Annotated in this window: 18 protein-coding genes and 1 pseudogene; 12 read left to right on the top strand and 7 right to left on the bottom strand. The window is 62.9% G+C overall.

The window, feature by feature from the left end; genetic code table 11:
* Window positions 1–4: 4 nt before the first annotated feature.
* Genes dapF through lptM form a run of 3 tightly spaced genes read right to left on the bottom strand, consistent with a single transcriptional unit; the run spans window position 5 to window position 2,312 of the window.
* Window positions 5–835 carry a diaminopimelate epimerase gene (gene dapF / locus LOY26_RS25890; RefSeq protein WP_033702218.1) on the bottom strand — a complete coding sequence of 277 codons (831 nt, stop codon included), beginning with the start codon at window positions 833–835 and terminating at the stop codon, window positions 5–7.
* 4 nt (window positions 836–839) lie between these two features.
* Window positions 840–2,087, bottom strand: coding sequence for a diaminopimelate decarboxylase (gene lysA, locus LOY26_RS25885; RefSeq protein ID WP_033702216.1), 1,248 nt, complete (start codon window positions 2,085–2,087; stop codon window positions 840–842).
* Between the two features lie 9 nt (window positions 2,088–2,096).
* Window positions 2,097–2,312, bottom strand: coding sequence for an LPS translocon maturation chaperone LptM (lptM, locus tag LOY26_RS25880; protein WP_033702214.1), 216 nt, complete (start codon window positions 2,310–2,312; stop codon window positions 2,097–2,099).
* Window positions 2,313–2,503: 191 nt separating this feature from the next.
* Between lptM and cyaY the strand changes: the two genes are divergently transcribed.
* The 3 genes from cyaY to rnk all read left to right on the top strand — a co-directional run bounded on the left by cyaY (window position 2,504) and on the right by rnk (window position 3,593).
* Window positions 2,504–2,836: an iron donor protein CyaY gene (gene cyaY / locus LOY26_RS25875; protein ID WP_258714243.1), complete on the top strand. Its 333-nt coding sequence runs from the start codon at window positions 2,504–2,506 to the stop codon at window positions 2,834–2,836.
* Between the two features lies 1 nt (window position 2,837).
* The gene (locus tag LOY26_RS25870) at window positions 2,838–3,050 is read left to right on the top strand and encodes a DUF1289 domain-containing protein (RefSeq protein WP_095063924.1); all 213 of its coding nucleotides are present in this window, start codon (window positions 2,838–2,840) and stop codon (window positions 3,048–3,050) included.
* A gap of 132 nt (window positions 3,051–3,182) precedes the next feature.
* The gene (rnk, locus tag LOY26_RS25865; protein WP_033702208.1) at window positions 3,183–3,593 is read left to right on the top strand and encodes a nucleoside diphosphate kinase regulator; all 411 of its coding nucleotides are present in this window, start codon (window positions 3,183–3,185) and stop codon (window positions 3,591–3,593) included.
* A gap of 31 nt (window positions 3,594–3,624) precedes the next feature.
* Here rnk and LOY26_RS25860 read toward each other — a convergent pair whose 3' ends face one another.
* Entirely contained in the window at window positions 3,625–6,480 is a 2,856-nt protein-coding gene (locus LOY26_RS25860) for a class I adenylate cyclase (protein WP_186664652.1), read from the bottom strand.
* Between the two features lie 198 nt (window positions 6,481–6,678).
* Here LOY26_RS25860 and LOY26_RS25855 point away from each other — a divergent pair, with 198 nt between their 5' ends.
* Window positions 6,679–7,134: a YaiI/YqxD family protein gene (locus LOY26_RS25855; protein WP_033702205.1), complete on the top strand. Its 456-nt coding sequence runs from the start codon at window positions 6,679–6,681 to the stop codon at window positions 7,132–7,134.
* 131 nt (window positions 7,135–7,265) lie between these two features.
* On the opposite strand, the gene elbB is transcribed toward LOY26_RS25855, so the two are convergent.
* Complete coding sequence (elbB, locus tag LOY26_RS25850) at window positions 7,266–7,934, bottom strand: isoprenoid biosynthesis glyoxalase ElbB (protein ID WP_186664654.1); 669 nt, start codon at window positions 7,932–7,934, stop codon at window positions 7,266–7,268.
* Between the two features lie 112 nt (window positions 7,935–8,046).
* Between elbB and LOY26_RS25845 the strand changes: the two are divergent.
* Window positions 8,047–8,673: pseudogene (locus tag LOY26_RS25845) on the top strand (sterol desaturase family protein); the annotation flags it as partial.
* Window positions 8,674–9,174: 501 nt separating this feature from the next.
* Here LOY26_RS25845 and LOY26_RS25840 read toward each other — a convergent pair.
* Window positions 9,175–9,819 (bottom strand): DedA family protein, encoded by a 645-nt coding sequence (locus LOY26_RS25840; protein WP_186657619.1) that lies wholly within the window; start codon window positions 9,817–9,819, stop codon window positions 9,175–9,177.
* Window positions 9,820–10,035: 216 nt separating this feature from the next.
* Here LOY26_RS25840 and ppk1 point away from each other — a divergent pair, with 216 nt between their 5' ends.
* Complete coding sequence (ppk1, locus tag LOY26_RS25835) at window positions 10,036–12,285, top strand: polyphosphate kinase 1 (RefSeq protein WP_258714242.1); 2,250 nt, start codon at window positions 10,036–10,038, stop codon at window positions 12,283–12,285.
* Here the strand turns inward: ppk1 and ppx are convergent.
* Window positions 12,272–13,774: an exopolyphosphatase gene (gene ppx, locus LOY26_RS25830; protein ID WP_033702200.1), complete on the bottom strand. Its 1,503-nt coding sequence runs from the start codon at window positions 13,772–13,774 to the stop codon at window positions 12,272–12,274. The genes ppk1 and ppx overlap by 14 nt on opposite strands.
* A gap of 245 nt (window positions 13,775–14,019) precedes the next feature.
* On the opposite strand from ppx, the gene trxA reads away from it, so the two are divergent.
* The 6 genes from trxA to LOY26_RS25800 all read left to right on the top strand — a co-directional run bounded on the left by trxA (window position 14,020) and on the right by LOY26_RS25800 (window position 19,265).
* Window positions 14,020–14,346, top strand: coding sequence for a thioredoxin TrxA (gene trxA, locus LOY26_RS25825; protein ID WP_186657633.1), 327 nt, complete (start codon window positions 14,020–14,022; stop codon window positions 14,344–14,346).
* 228 nt (window positions 14,347–14,574) lie between these two features.
* The gene (rho, locus tag LOY26_RS25820) at window positions 14,575–15,834 is read left to right on the top strand and encodes a transcription termination factor Rho (RefSeq protein ID WP_003253661.1); all 1,260 of its coding nucleotides are present in this window, start codon (window positions 14,575–14,577) and stop codon (window positions 15,832–15,834) included.
* Between the two features lie 199 nt (window positions 15,835–16,033).
* Window positions 16,034–16,354: a type II toxin-antitoxin system RelE/ParE family toxin gene (locus tag LOY26_RS25815; RefSeq protein ID WP_033702196.1), complete on the top strand. Its 321-nt coding sequence runs from the start codon at window positions 16,034–16,036 to the stop codon at window positions 16,352–16,354.
* The gene (locus LOY26_RS25810) at window positions 16,351–16,683 is read left to right on the top strand and encodes an addiction module antidote protein (protein WP_033702194.1); all 333 of its coding nucleotides are present in this window, start codon (window positions 16,351–16,353) and stop codon (window positions 16,681–16,683) included. The genes LOY26_RS25815 and LOY26_RS25810 overlap by 4 nt, the downstream gene beginning before the upstream one ends.
* Window positions 16,684–16,830: 147 nt before the next feature.
* Entirely contained in the window at window positions 16,831–18,297 is a 1,467-nt protein-coding gene (gene ubiD / locus LOY26_RS25805; protein WP_033702193.1) for a 4-hydroxy-3-polyprenylbenzoate decarboxylase, read from the top strand.
* Entirely contained in the window at window positions 18,297–19,265 is a 969-nt protein-coding gene (locus LOY26_RS25800; RefSeq protein WP_033702191.1) for a CDP-6-deoxy-delta-3,4-glucoseen reductase, read from the top strand. The genes ubiD and LOY26_RS25800 overlap by 1 nt, the downstream gene beginning before the upstream one ends.
* Window positions 19,266–19,283: the final 18 nt, after the last annotated feature.

Genomic DNA, 19,283 nt, shown 5'->3' with positions numbered 1-19,283 from the left:
TCACTTAGAGACGAACCTGTCCTTCGTAGACGCGTACGGCCGGGCCGGTCATCAGCACGGGCTTGCCGGGGCCGGCCCATTCGATGTGCAGGCGGCCACCCGGCAGGTCAAGGCTTACCGGTGAGTCCATCCAGCCCTGGCTGATAGCCGCCACGGCCGCGGCGCAGGCGCCGGTGCCGCAGGCCTGGGTTTCGCCCGCGCCGCGTTCCCAGACCCGCAGGTTGGCACGGTGACGGTCGATGACCTGGATGAAGCCAGCGTTGACCCGCTGCGGGAAGCGCGGATGGTTTTCGATCTTCGGGCCCAGTGCGTGCACGGGCGCAGTATGTACGTCATCGACACGCAGCACGGCATGTGGGTTGCCCATGGACACTGCGGCGATCGAATAGACCTCGCCGTCGACCTCCAGTGGGTAACTCAATGCCTGCTCGTCGGCGACGAAGGGGATTTCGGCCGGCACCAGGCGCGGAGGGCCCATGTCGACACTCACCTGGCCGTCGTTCTGCACGTCCAGCTCGATGATGCCGCTTTTGGTTTCCACGCGGATGCGTTTTTTCGCGGTCAGGCGTTTGTCCAGCACGAAGCGGGCGAAGCAGCGCGCGCCGTTGCCGCACTGCTCGACCTCGGAGCCGTCGGCGTTGAAAATCCGGTAGCGGAAGTCCACTTCCGGATTGTTCGGCGCCTCGACGATCAGCAACTGGTCGAAACCGATGCCGGTATGGCGGTCGCCCCATTGCTTGGCATGCTTGGGCTGGATATGTGCGTGCTGGCTGACCAGGTCGAGGACCATGAAGTCATTGCCCAGCCCATGCATCTTGGTGAAACGCAGCAGCATGGGCTCACTCCGGCAGCAGGCTTTCGCCAGCATACAGTTCGGCGATGGTCTCGCGGCGGCGCACTTCGAATGCCTGGTCGCCGTCGACCAGGATTTCGGCGCAGCGGCCACGGGTGTTGTAGTTCGAGCTCATGACAAAACCATAGGCGCCAGCAGACTGCACGGCCAGCAGATCGCCTTCTGCCAGGTTCAGCTCGCGGTCCTTGGCGATGAAGTCGCCGGTTTCGCAGATCGGCCCGACCAGGTCATAGGCGCGGCCCTGGCCTTCGCGTGGGGTAACCGCGCTGACGCCCATCCAGGCCTGGTACAGGGCCGGGCGGATCAGGTCGTTCATCGCCGCATCGATAATGGCGAAGTCCTTGTGTTCGGTGTGCTTGAGGTACTCGACACGGGTCAGCAGGACACCGGCGTTGGCCACGATGTAGCGGCCTGGCTCGAATACCAGGGCCAGGTCGCGGTCGCCGACGCGCTCGCGGATGGCCTTGATGTAGTCGGCCACCAAAGGCGGCTCTTCATCGCGGTAGCGCACGCCCACGCCGCCACCCAGGTCCAGGTGGCGCAGGTGGATGCCGCAGTCGGCGAGGCGGTCGACCAGGTCCAGCAGGCGGTCGAGGGCATCGAGGAACGGTTCGACGGTGGTCAACTGCGAGCCGATGTGGCAGTCGACACCGACCACGTCCAGGTTCGGCAGCTGCGCGGCGCGCACGTAGATGGCTTCGGCGTCAGCGATGGCGATGCCGAACTTGTTTTCTTTGAGGCCGGTGGAGATGTACGGGTGGGTACCGGCATCGACGTCCGGGTTGACCCGCAGCGAGACCGGGGCGACTTTGCCCATCTCGGCAGCCACCACCTGCAGGCGCTCAAGCTCGTCGGTGGACTCGACGTTGAAGCAGTGCACGCCGACTTCGAGGGCGCGGCGCATGTCTTCGCGGGTTTTGCCGACACCCGAGAACACCACGCGATCCGCGCGCCCGCCAGCGGCCAGTACGCGCTCCAGTTCACCGCCGGAGACGATGTCGAAGCCTGCGCCCAGGCGCGCCAGGACGTTCAGCACGCCCAAGTTGGAGTTGGCCTTGACGGCAAAGCAGACCAGGCTGGAAATGCCGTCCAGCGCGTCGGCATAGCTGCGGTACTGGGCCTCGATGTGGGCGCGCGAGTACACGTAGGTGGGGGTGCCGAAGCGTTCGGCGATGGCCGACAGGGCCACGCCTTCCGCGAACAGTTCACCGTCGCGGTAGTTGAAAGCGTTCATCTGATTTCCTTACTGCGCTGGCGACTGCTCGGGCTCGGATTGCAGCTCGGGCTGCTGTTCTTGCGTCTGGGCCGGCTTGGCTTTGGGCTGGTGCTGGTGCGATTTGCGGGTGTCCTTGCCGTCCTTGCCGTCTTCCGGCAGGTACAGGGGGCCTTTCTGGCCGCAGGCAGAAACGAGGCAGGCAACAGCGACCAGCGCCGCGAGGGAGGAAATCAGGCGCTTCATTGGGTGAAATCCTTTGAAATATGCAGTATTGCGCCCGAGTATACCGAGCGACCGGCGGATTGCCTATGCAAGGGCCGGTCCGCCGGGCGGGCTATTCTTGCTGCCTTCAATGGCTAATCTTTGCATTCAGCGCCAAGCGCCCGTATCTTGCCCGGCTTGCCTGTCACGCAGCCAATTTCGAGGTTCCTGCAATGAGTTTGAGCGAAGCGCGTTTCCATGATCTGGTCGACGCGACCCAACAGGCGCTGGAAGACCTGTTCGACGACAGCGACTTGGACCTGGACATGGAAAACTCCGCCGGCGTCCTGACCATCAAGTTCGACAACGGCAGCCAGCTGATCTTCAGCCGTCAGGAGCCGCTGCGCCAGTTGTGGCTGGCTGCCAAGACCGGTGGTTTCCACTTCGACTACAATGAAGAGAGCAAGAAGTGGACCTGCGAGAAGACCGACGAGCTGCTCGGCGAGATGCTTGTACGCCTCGTCGGGGAGTGCGCCGGCGTTGAGCTGGACTTCGACGAGATCTGAGATGAGTGAGCAGCCGCGGCCGCCCAAGCCGCTTTACAGCAATGTCAGCACCGCCGTGAAATCGCCGTGCATCAGTGTCTGCCGTCTGGACGAGCAGCGCGTCTGCACCGGCTGTCATCGCCATGTGGAGCACATCCGCGAATGGCGCTCTGCAGATGACCAGCGGCGCCGGCAGATCTGCCAGGAAGCCGAGGCCTTGCGCGCGCGGGCTTGAGTATTTGCCCGGCTGTGGTAGTGTCGGGGTATGCGTCGGTGACGCCAAAGCATTCACAAACCCCGCCCTTGGGCGGGGTTTTGCTTTATTTGCCCACAGAAAACCGCCTGTTCAATGGAGTCTGACTGGATCATGAGCACCAAGCCTTCCCTCACCCTCACCCGATTGGACGTACAACGTCTGGAGCGTCTGATCGACAGCCTCGACGAAAGTACGCCGGGTGTGCTCGCCCTGCAGGACGAGCTGGACCGCGCTGAGAAGGTTGTCGGTCATGAGGAAGTACCGGCCGGCGTGGTGACCATGAACTCGCGCGTGCACTGCCGTGAAGAGGCCAGTGGCAAGGATTACCACCTGACCCTGGTGTATCCAAAGGATGCCGGCGGCGAAGGCAAGGTCTCGATCCTGGCGCCAATTGGTTGCGCATTGCTGGGCCTGACGGTGGGCGAGCAGATCGACTGGCCGGCGCCCGGCGGCAAGACGCTGAAATTGAAGCTGGTGGCGGTTGAGTACCAGCCGGAAGCGGCGGGTGATTTCGACCTGTGAGCCTTTGGGGGCGCAAAGCGCCCCCTACTATTCAGAAACCCATCGCCTGCACCTGCTCCAACCCCTCGTTCAACGCCTGCTCCAGCTCCCGCTTGTAGCGCAGATACAATACGGTCGCCCCCAGCTCGTCCCCCAGTAGCTCGGACAAATCCAGGTCGGTGATGTAGCAGCGGTAATGCCCGGCATTGCGCCGTTGGCCGATGATCTGCCGCGCGACCACTGCGTACAGCTGGTCACCATGATCCAGTTCGGAAAACTCCTGTTGGTCACAGTACAAGGTGACCTGCACGGCGCCCGCTGCCCCGGCCTGAATGATGGCCTGGACCTCATAGAAAGGCTGGTCGCTGCCGTCCACCGGCGCCAGGCGCGGCTCGATGCTGCGGGCCTTGCCTGTGCCTGAAGGCAGCAACTGCCCATAGCGGATATCCAGCGAAGCCGCCCCCAGGCTGTCGAGCGGCAGTTGCGCATCGCGGCGCATCAGCACAGAGCGCAAAAAGCGTTGCAGCGGCAGCAGCAAGTGGGCTTCATCCTGCAGTGGCAAGCGTTGCTGCCACAACGCGTTGTACTCATCCAGCACATACAGGTCGGCCCAGTCACCCAACAGGCGATAGAACACCTGGATGCAAGCGGGCCGGCCGCGCTCCAGTACCAGTGGCAGGTCGTGGTCCTGCAGGGCATTGGCGTCCAGGTGCAGTGGGCTGTAGACGCTGCGCTCTTCGCTCAGGCAGTCCAGCACGGCCTCATGGTCGCCCAGGGTCGCCAGGCTGACCTGGCCGGGCAGAAGCTCCAGCACGTGGGTGTGCTGGGCCACCTGCAGCACGTAGCGGTGCTTGGCACCCTGGTCGAGCAGCCGTTGCACCGTGGCGAAAATGTCCTCGACCCGCTGTTCGATGGCCTGCGCGCGGTTGTGGCAGAAGCAGCGCACCCGCAGCCGTGGGCGATGGCCACGCTGGCCGAGGCTGTTGAGGTAGTCGCGCAGGCAGCGCAGCAGCGCGTGCTCACCGTCGTAGCGCTGCACCAGCACCTCGCTCCAGCTGTTGAGGGTGACCTGGTCGAGCGTCAGCACCAGGTTTTCGCGCACGCCGGCGTAGCTCAACGAGTCGGTGCGCTCGGTGGTCATCAGGATGTTCAGGTCGCGGTGGTGGCGCAGTGGGTCGACGCCGACGTTGACCAGCAACAGGATGTCGTCGGCCACGCTGGGCTGCAGCAGGCGGACCTCGCTGACGGTGGGCAGCGGCAGGTCGATGGCCTGCTGCAGGCTGCCCAGCAGGTTGAACAGTTCGAGCTCCCTGAGATCGCTGGCACCAGGGTGCAGGGCGAAGCGCGTGCTGCTGTCGATCACGCCATTGCGATGGGCCCAGGTCAGTAGTTCGAGCAGTTCGCGGCAGCGTTTGATCGGGCTGAAGTGCTCCACTTCGTGGGTGCTCAGGTTGCCTGTGTACAGTTCCCAGTGATGGCTGCCGGGCTCCTTGCGATTGGGGGCCTGGACCAGGGTGAGGGTGCCCTCGGCCAGGTCCGGGGCAATCCCCGGGTTGATCACCTCGGTCTTGCCGGCTCGGCGTTCGAAGGCGGCATACAGGCGCCGCCCCAGCACATTCAGGTCACGCTGGTCGGCGCGGCTGCTGGCGTTGCGGGTCTGGGCGAACTGGCTGAGGAAGCGGTAGCTGTGGTTCAGTTCGGCCACCAGTTCGCGGCGCTCGACGGCCACCTGGCCGACTTTCCATTGGCTGCGGCTATCGAGCAGGGCCAGTTGGCGCTCGTCCCAGCCCCATTCGTCTGCCAGGCGCTGCAGCAGTTGGCGCTGCCAACCGTTGCCGCGCACCTGGTCGCTGAGTTTCTTGTTCACCTTCAGGTACAGGCTGCGCCTTACCCGTTCGAGGCGTACCGGCTCGCCGCGTTGGTGCAGGTACTGCTCGATGCGCCGGTAGACCATCACGTAGGGGTCCAGCGCGTCGAGGTCGAGCTGGTTGGCGAACACCGCTTGCTTGTAGTCCAGGCTCAGGCAGCGTACGGCGGGGTGCTCACTGGCGTAGGCTTCGGTCAACAGCAGCTTGAGCAGCGATTTGTAAGGCGAGTCGATGCCCTTGAACAGCTGCCACAGCCCAGCACCGACGAACTCGCCGGGCGGGATATGCGCCAAGTTGCCAAGGTCGAGCACGTCCTGGCTGCGGATGAAGCGCTTGCTGAGCAAGGTCTGGGTGTAGGCCCTGTAGTTGTGCTCTTCATACACCGGCACCAGCCACCACAGGGGCGTACGCCCGGCCAGCCAGATGGCGGTGCGATAGAACTCGTCGAGCAGCAGGTAATGCTGGGTGGTGCCACAGTCGTCGGAGCCGAGCTGGCCATCCCGCTCGCCTTGAGCAAAGCCTTGTGGGTCGATCAAAAAGAAGTGTGCCTCGGCCCCCAGGCCGGCGGCCCAGGTTTCCAGCAACTGGCATTTGCGCCGAAGCTCGTCCAGCTGGCTGTCGCCCAGGTCAGGCGCGTGGCAGACCCAGAAGTCCATGTCGCTCAGTTCGGCCTGGGCCAGGGAGCCAAGGCTGCCCATCAGGAACAGCCCATGGATCGGGCGCGGTGCGTGCCCCTGGCGAGCCTTGTAGGCAAACGAGCGTGCCAGGCGCTGGGCTTCGGCGACCCGTTCTGCGCCAGGCTCGAAGCCGGCCACCCCGGCAGGGGTGCTGCCCGAGACATAGCCGGGCAGCAGCGGGTGATTGACGTGGAACAGCAGCGGCAACAACGTCAGTACCTGCTGCTGGCGCGTCGACAGCCCCTCCCTCGCACGCTGCAAACGGCCTTGATTGAGCTGCAGGAACCGCGCCCGTAATGTCGCCAGGACCTTGCGGTCGATGCCTTCGTCCAGGTCGGGGCGGATTTCGTGGGGGTGGTTCATTGCACACTCGGGGCAGGCCAGTGGGGCTGCGGCGAGTTTAGCCTGAGTGACGCACTCGGATAAGCGCTAAATGGATTGTTGACGCCATTTTTCAAGCGCCGGTATGCCTTGTGCCGGCCAGGCAGCTCCAGCTTTTGCCACGCTTGGGGCATGATGTGAGGCATGAGCGTAGTCGCGCTGATTTAGAGGTGTTTCCCGATGCGTGTATGGATCGATGCTGACGCCTGCCCCAAGCCGGCCAAGGACTTGATCGTCAAGTTTGCCCTCAAGCGCAAACTCGAGGTGGTGATGGTGGCGGGCCAGGCGCAAAGCAAGCCGGCCTTTGCCTGTGTGCGGCTGATCGTGGTGCCCAGCGGCATGGATGCGGCTGATGATTACCTGGTCGACAACGCCGCGCCTGGCGAACTGGTTATCTGCAGCGACGTGCCGCTGGCCGATCGGCTGGTCAAGAAAGGCGTGGCGGCGCTGGACCCACGGGGGCGTGAGTTTGACGAGCGCAACATGGGTGATCGGCTGGCGGCGCGCAACCTGTTCACCGAATTGCGCGAGCAGGGGCAGGTTGGAGGCGGGCAGGCGCCTTATGGCGAGCGGGAGAAACAGGCGTTCGCCAATGCACTGGACCGCATCATCGCGCGCTTGTCCAAGGGCCCCTGACGCGCGAGCGCGGGTTTTGGTTTTTGTAGGAGCGGCCCCGGGTTTTCGGGTGCCAGCAAGAACGTAGGGGGCCGCTCCGCGCCCCTTTCGCGACGCAAGGCCGCTCCTACAAAGAGGGTGCAGGCCGGGGGTTACTGGTCGTTCTCGTGGGTCAGTTCCAGCACGCGATCCACCAGCTTGTAGATCCCGCCCGCCGCCTCGCTGATCGACTTCGCCACCATGTATGCCGGGGTCGTCACCAGCTTGCGCTGGGTGTCTTCGACGATATCGTGCACATCGCATTCTTCATGCTTGCCGCCCATTTTTTCCACTGCTGCAGCGGTACCGGCATCGTTGCCGATGGTGCAGACCACACCCGGGCCATAGATTTTCGCTGCCAGCGCTGGCGAGATGCAGATCAGCCCGACCGGCTTGCAGGCGTCGGCGAAGGCTTCGGCCAGGGCCAGCACGTCCGGGTTGACGCTGCAGTTGGCGCCCTCGACGGCAAAGTTGGACAGGTTTTTTGCCGCGCCAAAACCACCGGGCACGATCAGTGCGTCGAAGTCTTCGGCATTGGCTTCGCGGATGTCCTTGACCTCACCGCGGGCGATACGTGCCGACTCCACCAGTACATTGCGCGACTCGGGCATTGGCTCGCCGCTCAGGTGATCGATCACATGCATCTGCGCGATGTTCGGCGCAAAGCACTGCACCTGCGCCCCGCGCTGGTCGAGGCGCAGCAGGGTGATCACGCTTTCGTGGATTTCGGCGCCGTCATACACGCCACAGCCTGAAAGAATCACCGCTACTTTTTTTGTCATGCTCATTACTCCAGTGTCGAGGCGCTAAATGTCCTCTAGTTTGGCAGATGTAGCCATAGGGGTTCCCGCAGTTGCGGCCTAATCTTGGTGGATAACGCCTGAGGTCGTTGCCATGGACCTGATACTGCTGGCCGTGCCGTTCTTCTTCGTATTGATTGCCGCCGAGCTGGTGGCCGACCGCGTGCGCGGCCAGCGCAATTTCACCTTGGCCGACTCGATCAACAGCCTGAGTACGGGCGCCTTGTCGACCAGTACCGGCCTGCTGACCAAAGGTGTAGGGCTGGTGACCTATGCCCTGGCCTGGGAGCACCTGGCGTTGTTGCGCCTGCCGCAACAGGCATGGTGGGTGTGGGTGCTGGCCTTTGTGCTTTACGACTTCTGCTACTACTGGCTGCACCGCCTGGGGCATGAGCGCAACGTGCTGTGGGCAGCTCATTCGGTGCACCACCAGAGCGAGGAGTACAACCTCACCACGGCGCTGCGCCAGACCAGCAGCGGGTTCATCTTTGCGTGGGTCTTCTACCTGCCGTTGGCGCTGGTCGGCGTGCCGCCGCTGGTGTTCATCACCGTGGCGTCGCTGAACCTGCTGTACCAGTTCTGGGTGCATACCCGGCACATTCCCAAGCTTGGCTGGCTCGAGTGGATACTGATCACGCCATCCAACCATCGCGTCCACCATGCGCAAAATCCTGTTTACTTGGATCGCAATTACGGCGGCGTGTTCATTCTCTGGGACCGCCTGTTCGGCACGTTCAAGGAAGAAGACCCGGACGAGCCGGTGGTATTCGGGGTGACCACGCCACTGGCCAGCTGGAACCCGTTGTGGGCCAACCTGCAGTTCTACGCCCAGCTGTGGAGCGATGCCCGGCGTACCCAGCGCGTGTGGGACAAGCTGCGGATCTGGTTCATGCCCACGGGCTGGCGCCCGGCCGATGTCGCGGCGCGCTATCCGCAGGCCAAGCCGGACCTGGCGCTGTTTCGCAAGTTCGAGGTAGCCCTGGGGCGGGCGCAGCAGGCTTACGTAGCGGTGCAGTTCGTCGTCTACGTGGCCGTGGGCAGCTACTTGATGGAAGTGGCAGAGCGCGTGCCGGGCGCCGCACTGGTGCTGGGCTGGTCGGTCATGGCCGTGGGCTTGTTCGTGCTTGGCACGCTGCTTGAGAATCGGCCGTGGGCCAGGCGCCTGGAGTGGCTGCGGTTGCTGTCGAATGCGCCAGCGCTGTACTTGGCTGGCGCACTGGGTTTAGCGGTGATCACGCCGCTGGGGTGGTTCCTGCTCCTGGTCTACAGCCTGCTCAGCGTCTGCGGCTTGGCCCAGTGCGGCCGCCTTGCGCTCGGCGCGCATGGTGCGAAAGCGCCGGCGCAGCCAGAGCAGGGCGCCAAGCAACAGCAGGCCGCCGAGCACCCATAGCTCGTATCGCTTCACATTACCCAGCAGGCCTTCGAGGATAGCGCCGAAGTGATAGGCCGCAGTACCCAGGGCCAACGCCCAGATGGCGGCGCCGAGGCCGTTGAGCAGCAGGTAGCGGCGCGGCGGATAGCCCGACAGGCCAATGGCCACCGGCATGACCGTGCGCAGGCCATAGACGAAGCGAAAACTCAGCACCCAGATGTCGGGGTGGCGGCGAATGTGGTCCAGCGCCCGATCACCCATGGCCTGCCAGCGCGGCTTGCGTGCCAGGATCTTGCGCCCATGGCGACGGCCCATGAAGTACCACAGTTGGTCGCCAGCATAGCTGCCCAGGAAGGCCACCAGGCACACCAGCTTGATGTCCATGTAGCCGCGGAACGCAAGAAAACCCGCAAGCACCAGGATGGTCTCGCCTTCAAAGAAGGTGCCTAGAAAAAGGGCGAAGTAGCCGAAATCCTGCAGGAATTGTTGAAGCATTTTCTGAGGTGCTGGCGAAATGAACGCGCAGCCTACCCCTTCGCGCGCGTGGATGAAAGTGTCCAAATGTGTCTCGACGTGAACATTTCCTACAAGGACAATGCCTTCGGCCACAAGTCGCAGGCTTGCCAGTGGGTGTAACACAGGCGTCATAATGGCCGCTTATCGTCCCGCTCAATTGATGATAGGGCGTTAACGTCCTCCAGGAACGTCCAGATGAATAATGAAGTGCTCACCCCTGTCGCGATCAAGGACGCCCAGGCCGTCCCCGAAGAGATGGTGCAGACCCCGCCAGACCTGCCGCCGGCGCCAGAGCCCGAGCCAGAACCTGCGCCGGTGGTCGAGGCTGCGGCACCGGCCCCTGCGCCGGCACCGGCGATCGCCGTCCCCGGCCTTGACGACAGCAGCCTGTACATTCATCGCGAGCTGTCGCAGCTGCAGTTCAACATTCGGGTACTGGAGCAGGCGCTGGACGAGAGCTACCCGCTGCTCGAACGCCTGAAATTCCTGCTGATCTTCTCCAGCAACCTCGACGAGTTCTTCGAGATCCGCGTCGCCGGCCTCAAGAAGCAGATCAACTTCGCCCGCGAACAGGCCGGTGCCGACGGGCTGCAGCCGCACCAGGCGCTGGCGCGCATCAGCGAGCTGGTGCACTCGGAGGTGGACCGCCAGTACGCCATCCTCAACGATGTGCTGCTGCCGGAGCTGGAAAAGCACCACATCCGCTTTATCCGCCGCCGTCACTGGACGCCCAAGCTCAAGACCTGGGTGCGGCGCTTCTTCCGCGACGAGATCGCCCCGATCATCACCCCGATCGGCCTCGACCCGACCCACCCGTTCCCTTTGCTGGTGAACAAGAGCCTCAACTTCATCGTCGAGCTCGAAGGCGTCGATGCCTTCGGCCGCGACTCGGGCCTGGCGATCATCCCGGCGCCGCGCCTGTTGCCGCGGGTCATCCGGGTGCCTGAAGAGGTCGGTGGCCCAGGTGCCAACTACGTGTTCCTGTCGTCGATGATTCACGCTCACGCCGACGACCTGTTCCAGGGCATGAAGGTCAAGGGCTGCTACCAGTTCCGCCTGACCCGTAACGCCGACCTGGCGCTGGACTCCGAAGAGGTCGACGACCTGGCTCGCGCCCTGCGCGGCGAGCTGTTCTCGCGCCGCTATGGTGACGCCGTGCGCCTCGAGGTGGCCGATAATTGCCCGAAACACCTCTCGGATTACCTGCTAAAACAGTTCAGCCTGAGCGAGAGCGAGCTGTACCAGGTCAACGGCCCGGTCAACCTGACCCGCCTGTTCAGCATCACCGGCCTCGACAGCCACCCGCAGCTGCAATACACGCCGTTCACCCCGGCGATCCCCAAGCTGCTGGTGAACGCCGACAACATCTTCAGTGTGATCAGCAAGCAGGACATCCTGCTGATGCACCCGTTTGAGTCCTTCACGCCGGTGGTCGACCTGCTGCGCCAGGCTGCCAAGGACCCGCATGTGCTCGCCGTGCGCCAGACCCTGTACCGCTCCGGTGCCAACTCGGAGATCGTCGACGCGCTGGTGGACGCCGCCCGTAACGGCAAGGAGGTCACTGCGGTGATCGAATTGCGCGCGCGCTTCGACGAAGAGTCCAACCTGCAGATGGCCAGCCGCCTGCAAGCGGCGGGTGCGGTGGTGATCTACGGTGTGGTCGGGTTCAAGACCCACGCCAAGATGATGTTGATCCTGCGCCGCGAGCACGGTGAAATCGTGCGTTATGCGCACCTGGGCACCGGTAACTACCACGCTGGCAACGCCCGTTTGTACACCGACTACAGCCTGCTGACGTCCGACGACGCTCTGACCGAGGACGTCGGCAAGTTGTTCAGCCAGTTGATCGGCATGGGCAAGACCCTGCGCATGAAGAAGCTGCTGCACGCGCCGTTCACCCTGAAGAAGGGCATGCTCGACATGATTGCGCGCGAGACCCAGTTCGCGCTCGAAGGCAAGCCTGCGCACATCATCGCCAAGTTCAACTCGCTGACCGACGCCAAGGTCATCAAGGCGCTGTACAAGGCCAGCCAGTCCGGCGTGCGCATCGACCTGGTGGTGCGCGGCATGTGCTGCCTGCGGCCAGGGATTGCGGGGGTTTCGCACAACATTCACGTGCGCTCGATTATCGGCCGCTTCCTGGAGCACACCCGGGTGTTCTACTACCTCAATGGTGGCGAGGAGCAGATCTACCTGTCCAGTGCCGACTGGATGGAACGCAACCTCGACAAGCGCGTCGAGACGTGCTTCCCGGTCGAAGGCAAGAAGCTGTTGCTGCGGGTGAAGAAGGAGCTGGAAAGCTACCTGACCGACAACACCCATGCCTGGACGCTGCAGTCGGACGGGCGCTACGTGCGCAGCACCCCGACCGGCAACCAGAACCCGCGCAGTGCCCAGGCGACCCTGCTGGAGCGCCTGAGCAACCCGGTGCTCAACGTACGCTGAGGACGAAGCCGACCCGGGCTAGCCACTCCGCCTCGTTGGCGAAGTCGGCCTGGGTCAGCTGGTGTTGCTCCAGCCAACCCTGCGGGAAGACCACTTCTAGGCTGTTGTCGCCGGCTTGCAGCTGCACTTTCGGCATCTGTTGGGTACCACGAATGTGGTGGAACAGGATGGCGAAGCGCAGCAGCACGCACAGGCGAATCAGCTGCACGCCTTCATCGCCGAACTCGGCGAATTTGTCTCTGGGGATGTTGCGGCGATGGCCGCGCACCAGCAGGGCCATCATCTGCTGGTCCTCGCGGGAGAAGCCTGACAGGTCGGAATGTTCGATCAGGTAGGCGCCGTGCTTGTGGTAGTGGTAGTGGGCAATATCCAGCCCAACTTCGTGCACTTTTGCCGCCCAACCCAGAAGATCGCGCCAATTTCCGTCTTCCAGCTTCCAGGCTTTGGCCACTTGGTCGAAGGCATGCAATGCCTTGCGCTCGACGCGCGCGGCCTGGCCTTGGTCAACGTGGTAGCGCTCCATCAATGAGTTGAGGGTGCGCTCGCGCACGTCTTCGTGATGATGGCGGCCAAGCAGGTCGAACAGCACGCCTTCGCGCAGGGCGCCGTCGCAGTGATCCATGCGTTGCAGCTCGAGGGCATCGAAGATCGCCTCGAGAATCGCAAGGCCAGCCGGGAAGATAGTGCGCCGGTCTGGCTTGACCCCGTCGAAGTCGATCTTGTCGACCTCACCCAGCTTGAACAGCTTGCGTTTGACCCACGCCAGCCCCTCGGCGTTGACCTCGCCATTGCCCAGGCCACTGGCCTTGATGGCTGCGCCGATGGCGCGAATGGTGCCGGACGAGCCGATGGCTTCGTCCCAGGTCAGGCGGTGCAGGGCGTTTTCGATGCTCATCAGTTCCAGGCGTGCGGCGGTGTAGGCCTGGGCATAGCGCGCCGGGGTGATCTTGCCGTCGCGGAAGTAGCGCTGGGTAAAACTGACGCAGCCCATCTGCAGGCTCTCGCGCAGCAGCGGCTCGAAACGCTGGCCGATGATGAACTCGGTACTGCCGCCGCCAATGTCGGCGACCAGGCGCTTGCCCGGATTGTCGGCCAGGGTGTGGGAGACGCCCAGGTAGATCAGGCGGGCTTCCTCACGGCCGGAAATCACCTCCACCGGGTGGCCGAGAATGGCCTCGGCGCGCTGGATGAATTCGTTACGGTTGCGCGCTTCGCGCAGTGCGTTGGTGCCAACGATGCGCACGGCGCCCGCAGGCAGGCCGTTGATCAACTGGGCGAAGCGCTTGAGGCAATCGAGGCCTCGTTGCATGGCTTCTTCGCTGAGCTTGCGCTCTTCGTCGATGCCGGCGGCCAGCTGAACCTTTTCCCCCAGCCGTTCGAGAATGCGGATCTCGGTGTGGTGGGCCTTGGCCACGACCATGTGAAAACTGTTGGAGCCAAGGTCGATGGCGGCGATCAGAGACAGGTTCTTCGCGTTGGTATGCGGCATGATCTGGATGTTCTCGGTCGTTAACCTGGCAATCGTGCCACGATACGGGGCTGTCGCCAACGCGTGGCACGCCAAGGCTTGATGCAAGGCAATGTGCCATTCGATGTTATGACACACGTATGACAGTTTTCGATTCGCGGCGTCTTGCACCACTATAGTTACACTCAATCGCCCGCGACTTCCTGTAGGGCGTAGGTGCGGCTATGATGGGCAACGTTTTTTAGCTTACGACCTTGGAGATTTCCATGAGCGACAAAATCAAACACGTCACCGACGCCAGCTTCGAAGCCGACGTACTGCAGGCTCAAGGCCCGGTGCTGGTTGACTACTGGGCTGAATGGTGCGGCCCATGCAAAATGATCGCTCCAGTCCTGGACGACATCGCCAGCACTTACGAGGGCAAACTGACCGTCGCCAAGCTGAACATCGACGAGAACCAGGAAACCCCCGCCAAGCACGGCGTGCGTGGCATCCCAACGCTGATGCTGTTCAAGAACGGCAACGTCGAGGCCACCAAGGTCGGCGCACTGTCCAAATCGCAATTGGCCGCGTTCCTCGACGCCCACCTGTGATGTGAAAAAGCCCCGGAAAAACCGGGGCTTTTCTTTTCCAACCCACTAGACGTCGAAAAAAGCAAGTGTTACATTCGGCCTCGCACTGCTTCTCCAGTGCCCCCTGCACGCCGTCGCCGACGCACTCCTAATTAGAATCTGTGCGCGATCCTATCGCCTTCTAGCGGCGCGGCTTCATTAAGCCAGAAGCTTAATCCTCCCTTCATACATGATTACGTCACTCCCCTTATGAACCTGACTGAACTCAAGCAAAAGCCGATTACCGATCTGCTGGAAATGGCCGAACAGATGGGCATCGAAAACATGGCCCGTTCGCGCAAACAGGACGTGATTTTCGCCCTGCTGAAAAAGCACGCGAAAAGCGGCGAAGAGATCTCGGGTGACGGCGTGCTGGAGATTCTCCAGGATGGTTTCGGTTTCCTGCGTTCGGCTGATGCGTCCTACCTGGCCGGCCCCGACGACATCTACGTCTCGCCCAGCCAGATCCGCCGTTTCAACCTGCGTACCGGCGACACCATCGTCGGCAAGATCCGCCCGCCGAAGGAAGGGGAGCGTTACTTCGCCCTGCTGAAGGTCGACACGATCAACTTCGATCGCCCTGAAAACGCGAAGAACAAGATCCTGTTCGAAAACTTGACGCCGCTGTTCCCCAACAAGCGTCTGAAGATGGAAGCCGGCAACGGTTCCACCGAAGACTTGACCGGCCGTGTCATCGACCTGTGTGCACCGATCGGCAAGGGCCAGCGTGGCCTGATCGTCGCCCCGCCGAAAGCGGGTAAAACGATCATGCTGCAGAACATCGCGGCGAACATCACCCGGAACAACCCCGAGTGCCACCTGATCGTCCTGCTGATCGACGAGCGCCCGGAAGAAGTGACCGAAATGCAGCGCACCGTGCGCGGCGAAGTGGTTGCCTCGACCTTCGACGAGCCGCCGACCCGCCACGTGCAGGTTGCCGAAATGGTGATCGAGAAGGCCAAGCGCCTGGTCGAGCACAAGAAGGATGTGGTCATCCTGCTCGACTCCATCACCCGCCTGGCGCGTGCCTACAACACCGTGATCCCGAGCTCCGGCAAGGTCCTCACCGGTGGTGTCGACGCCCATGCCCTGGAGAAGCCGAAGCGCTTCTTCGGTGCCGCGCGTAACATCGAGGAAGGCGGCTCGCTGACCATCATCGCCACCGCGCTGGTTGAAACCGGCTCGAAGATGGACGAAGTGATCTACGAAGAGTTCAAGGGTACCGGCAACATGGAGCTGCCCCTGGACCGTCGCATCGCCGAGAAGCGTGTGTTCCCGGCCATCAACATCAACCGCTCCGGCACCCGCCGTGAAGAGCTGCTGACTGCCGACGACGAACTGCAGCGCATGTGGATCCTGCGCAAGCTGCTGCACCCGATGGACGAAATCGCCGCCATCGAGTTCCTGGTCGACAAGCTCAAGCAGACCAAGACCAACGACGAGTTCTTCTTGTCGATGAAGCGCAAGTAAGCTTCGCTGCATCATACAAAAAGCCGGGGAAACCCGGCTTTTTGCTGCTTGTCACAAAAGATCGTTAGCCAGCCCCCTGAACGCAGGCCACCATGCTGCCTGCGGCCACTGAAGGTATCTTGCCTTGCGCCGTATCGAGCCCAAACGACCGGGCGGGTGATAATTCGACATGGATTGTCTTTTATAAGGTACAGTGTGGATGTACACAGTTCATCACGTTCTATCCGTCAACGGCGTGGATCTCTACCAGGCATGGTTAAACACCATTCGCGACACAAGGGCGAAAGCACGAATTACCACGCGAGTGGACCGAGCAGAGCAGGGCCATTTCGGCGCGACCGAGCCAGTGGGTGATGGCGTGTTCGAGATGAAACTGGATTTTGGGCCAGGCTACCGCATCTACTACGCCACTCATGGGCGGAAGATTATTTTCCTGCTCGGCGGCGGCTCGAAAGACAGGCAGCAGGCAGATATCGACCAAGCCAAGGCGCTTTGGCACAGGCAAAAGGTAAAGCTATGACCGGCACGCGCTCGCATGAAGAAAGTGTCCTCGAAATGCTCCGTAACGACGAAGCCTTCGCCATCGATTACCTCTCCGTGGCGCTTGAGGAAATCGATGAGCCTGGTGGCGCTGCAGGTTTTCTGACGGCAGTCCGGCGTGTGGCTGAAGCGCGTGGCGGCATGGGTAATCTTGCGCTGGCCACCGGGCTTGCTCGCCCCAATCTCTATCGGGCGTTGTCAGCGGACGGTGACCCAAGGTTATCCACCGTATTGAAGGTGCTGCAAGCACTCGGAATAGGGCTGTCTAAGGTGGTCTCGCATAGTAGTGAACAGCACCACGGTGGTTGACCCACCCGGAGTGCGGCCCAGGTTACATCGCGTGCCGGGTATCCAGAGTCGGTGAGACTGCGCGCGGCCCAGACTCCCTTGGCCATTTTGCCCTCTTAGGCGCTACACTCTGCACCCCGACCGATACGGCCAACACGAGGCTCCTGCATGCAGTATCGCGACTTGCGCGACTTCATCCGTGGCCTGGAACAGCGCGGCGAACTCAAGCGCATCCAGGTTCCGATTTCTCCCGTCCTGGAAATGACCGAGGTCTGCGACCGCACCCTGCGTGCCAAGGGCCCGGCGTTGCTGTTCGAGAAGCCCACCGGCTACGACATCCCGGTGCTGGGCAACCTGTTCGGTACGCCAGAACGGGTGGCCATGGGCATGGGCGCCGAGTCGGTCGAAGAGCTGCGCGAAATCGGCAAGTTGCTGGCCTTCCTCAAGGAGCCCGAGCCGCCGAAGGGCCTGAAGGACGCCTGGTCGAAACTGCCGATCTTCAAGAAGGTCGTGTCGATGGCGCCCAAGGTGGTCAAGGATGCCGTGTGCCAGGAGGTGGTGGTCGAAGGTGACGACGTCGACCTCGGCCAGCTGCCGATCCAGCATTGCTGGCCAGGCGATGTGGCGCCGCTGATCACCTGGGGCCTGACCGTGACCCGCGGCCCCAACAAGGACCGCCAGAACCTGGGTATCTACCGCCAGCAGGTCATCGGCCGCAACAAGGTCATCATGCGCTGGCTGAGCCACCGCGGTGGCGCGCTGGACTACCGCGAATGGTGCGAGAAGCACCCCGGCCAGCCGTTCCCGGTTGCTGTGGCGCTGGGCGCAGACCCGGCGACCATTCTTGGGGCGGTGACGCCCGTGCCGGATACCCTGTCCGAGTACGCCTTCGCCGGCCTGCTGCGTGGCAACCGCACCGAGCTGGTCAAGTGCCGTGGCAGCAACCTGCAGGTGCCGGCCACCGCCGAGATCATCCTCGAAGGGGTGATCCACCCTGGCGAAATGGCGCCCGAAGGCCCCTATGGCGACCACACCGGTTACTACAACGAAGTGGACAGCTTCCCGGTGTTCACGGTCGAGCGCATCACCCACCGGCAAAAACCGATCTACCACAGCACCTACACCGGCCGGCCGCCCGATGAGCCGGCCATTCTCGGGGTGGCGCTGAACGAAGTGTTCGTGCCGATCCTGCAGAAGCAGTTCCCGGAGATCGTCGACTTCTACCTGCCGCCGGAAGGTTGTTCGTACCGCATGGCGGTGGTGACCATGAAAAAGCAGTACCCAGGCCACGCCAAGCGCGTGATGCTGGGGGTGTGGTCGTTCCTGCGACAGTTCATGTACACCAAGTTTGTTATCGTCACCGACGACGACATCAACGCCCGCGACTGGAATGACGTGATCTGGGCCATCACCACGCGCATGGACCCCAAGCGTGATACGGTGATGATCGACAACACCCCGATCGACTACCTGGACTTCGCGTCGCCGGTGTCGGGGTTGGGATCGAAGATGGGCCTGGATGCCACCCACAAGTGGCCGGGCGAGACTACACGCGAATGGGGGCGGGTCATCGTCAAGGACGAAGCCGTCACCCGCCGTATCGATGAGCTGTGGGATCAGTTGGGAATAGATTGATGCAGGTAACGTTGCAGCCGTCCGGGGCAGTGCTGGCGCTCGAACCCGGGGAACGGATCCTGGATGGAGCGCGGCGGCTGGGCTATGACTGCCCCAACAGCTGCCGCAATGGCAATTGCCATGTCTGCGCCGCTTTGCTGGTAGAAGGGAGCGTCCGCCAGAACGGCGAAGTACGCGACCATGGCGAGCTGTTCACCTGCATTGCCGAACCGCTGGAGGATTGCGTGTTGCTCTGGGATGGTGTGCTCGCCCTGGGCGAGCTGCCAGTGCGCAAGCTGGCGTGCAGCGTGAGCGAATGCGTCGACGTCGGTGGCGACGTCTGGCGCGTGCGCCTGCGGGCGCCTGCGGGCAAGCCGCCGCGTTATCACGCCGGGCAGTATCTGATGATCGAGCGTGAAGGCGGCAAGCAGGCGGCGTTCTCCCTGGCCTCGGCCCCCCACGGTGGGCGTGAGCTGGAGCTGCACGTGCTGGCGCGTGAACCCAGCGCACTGCAGTTGATCGAGCAATTGCAGCGCGATCGCCTGGCACGTATCGAACTGCCGTTCGGCGATGCGCACCTGGCCGAGCTGCCAGACGGCCCGCTGGTGCTGATCGCTGCCGGTACGGGGATGGGCCAGATGCACAGCCTGGTCGAGCACTGCCGCGCCCAGGGCTTCAAGCATCCGGTACACCTGTACTGGGGGGTGCGCCGGCCCGAGGATTTCTACCAGATCGAGCACTGGGACCAATGGCAGCACTTGCCCAACCTGTTCCTGCACAAGGTCGTCAGTGACCTGTGCGGGTGGGAAGGCCGGTGCGGCATGCTGCACGAGGCGGTTTGCGAAGACATCCCTGACCTCAATACCGTGCATGTGTATGCCAGCGGCTCGCCCAACATGGTCTATGCCACCCTCGATGCGCTGGTCGAGGCGGGCATGGATGCGCACCGCATGCGCGCGGATGTATTTGCCTACGCGCCGCGTGGCTAATAACCGAAGTTTGAACCA

This window comes from Pseudomonas sp. B21-047 (assembly GCF_024748775.1).
In the GTDB taxonomy this organism is placed as follows: Bacteria; Pseudomonadota; Gammaproteobacteria; order Pseudomonadales; family Pseudomonadaceae; genus Aquipseudomonas; species Aquipseudomonas capeferrum.
This window is presented reverse-complemented; position numbering and strand designations above follow the sequence as displayed.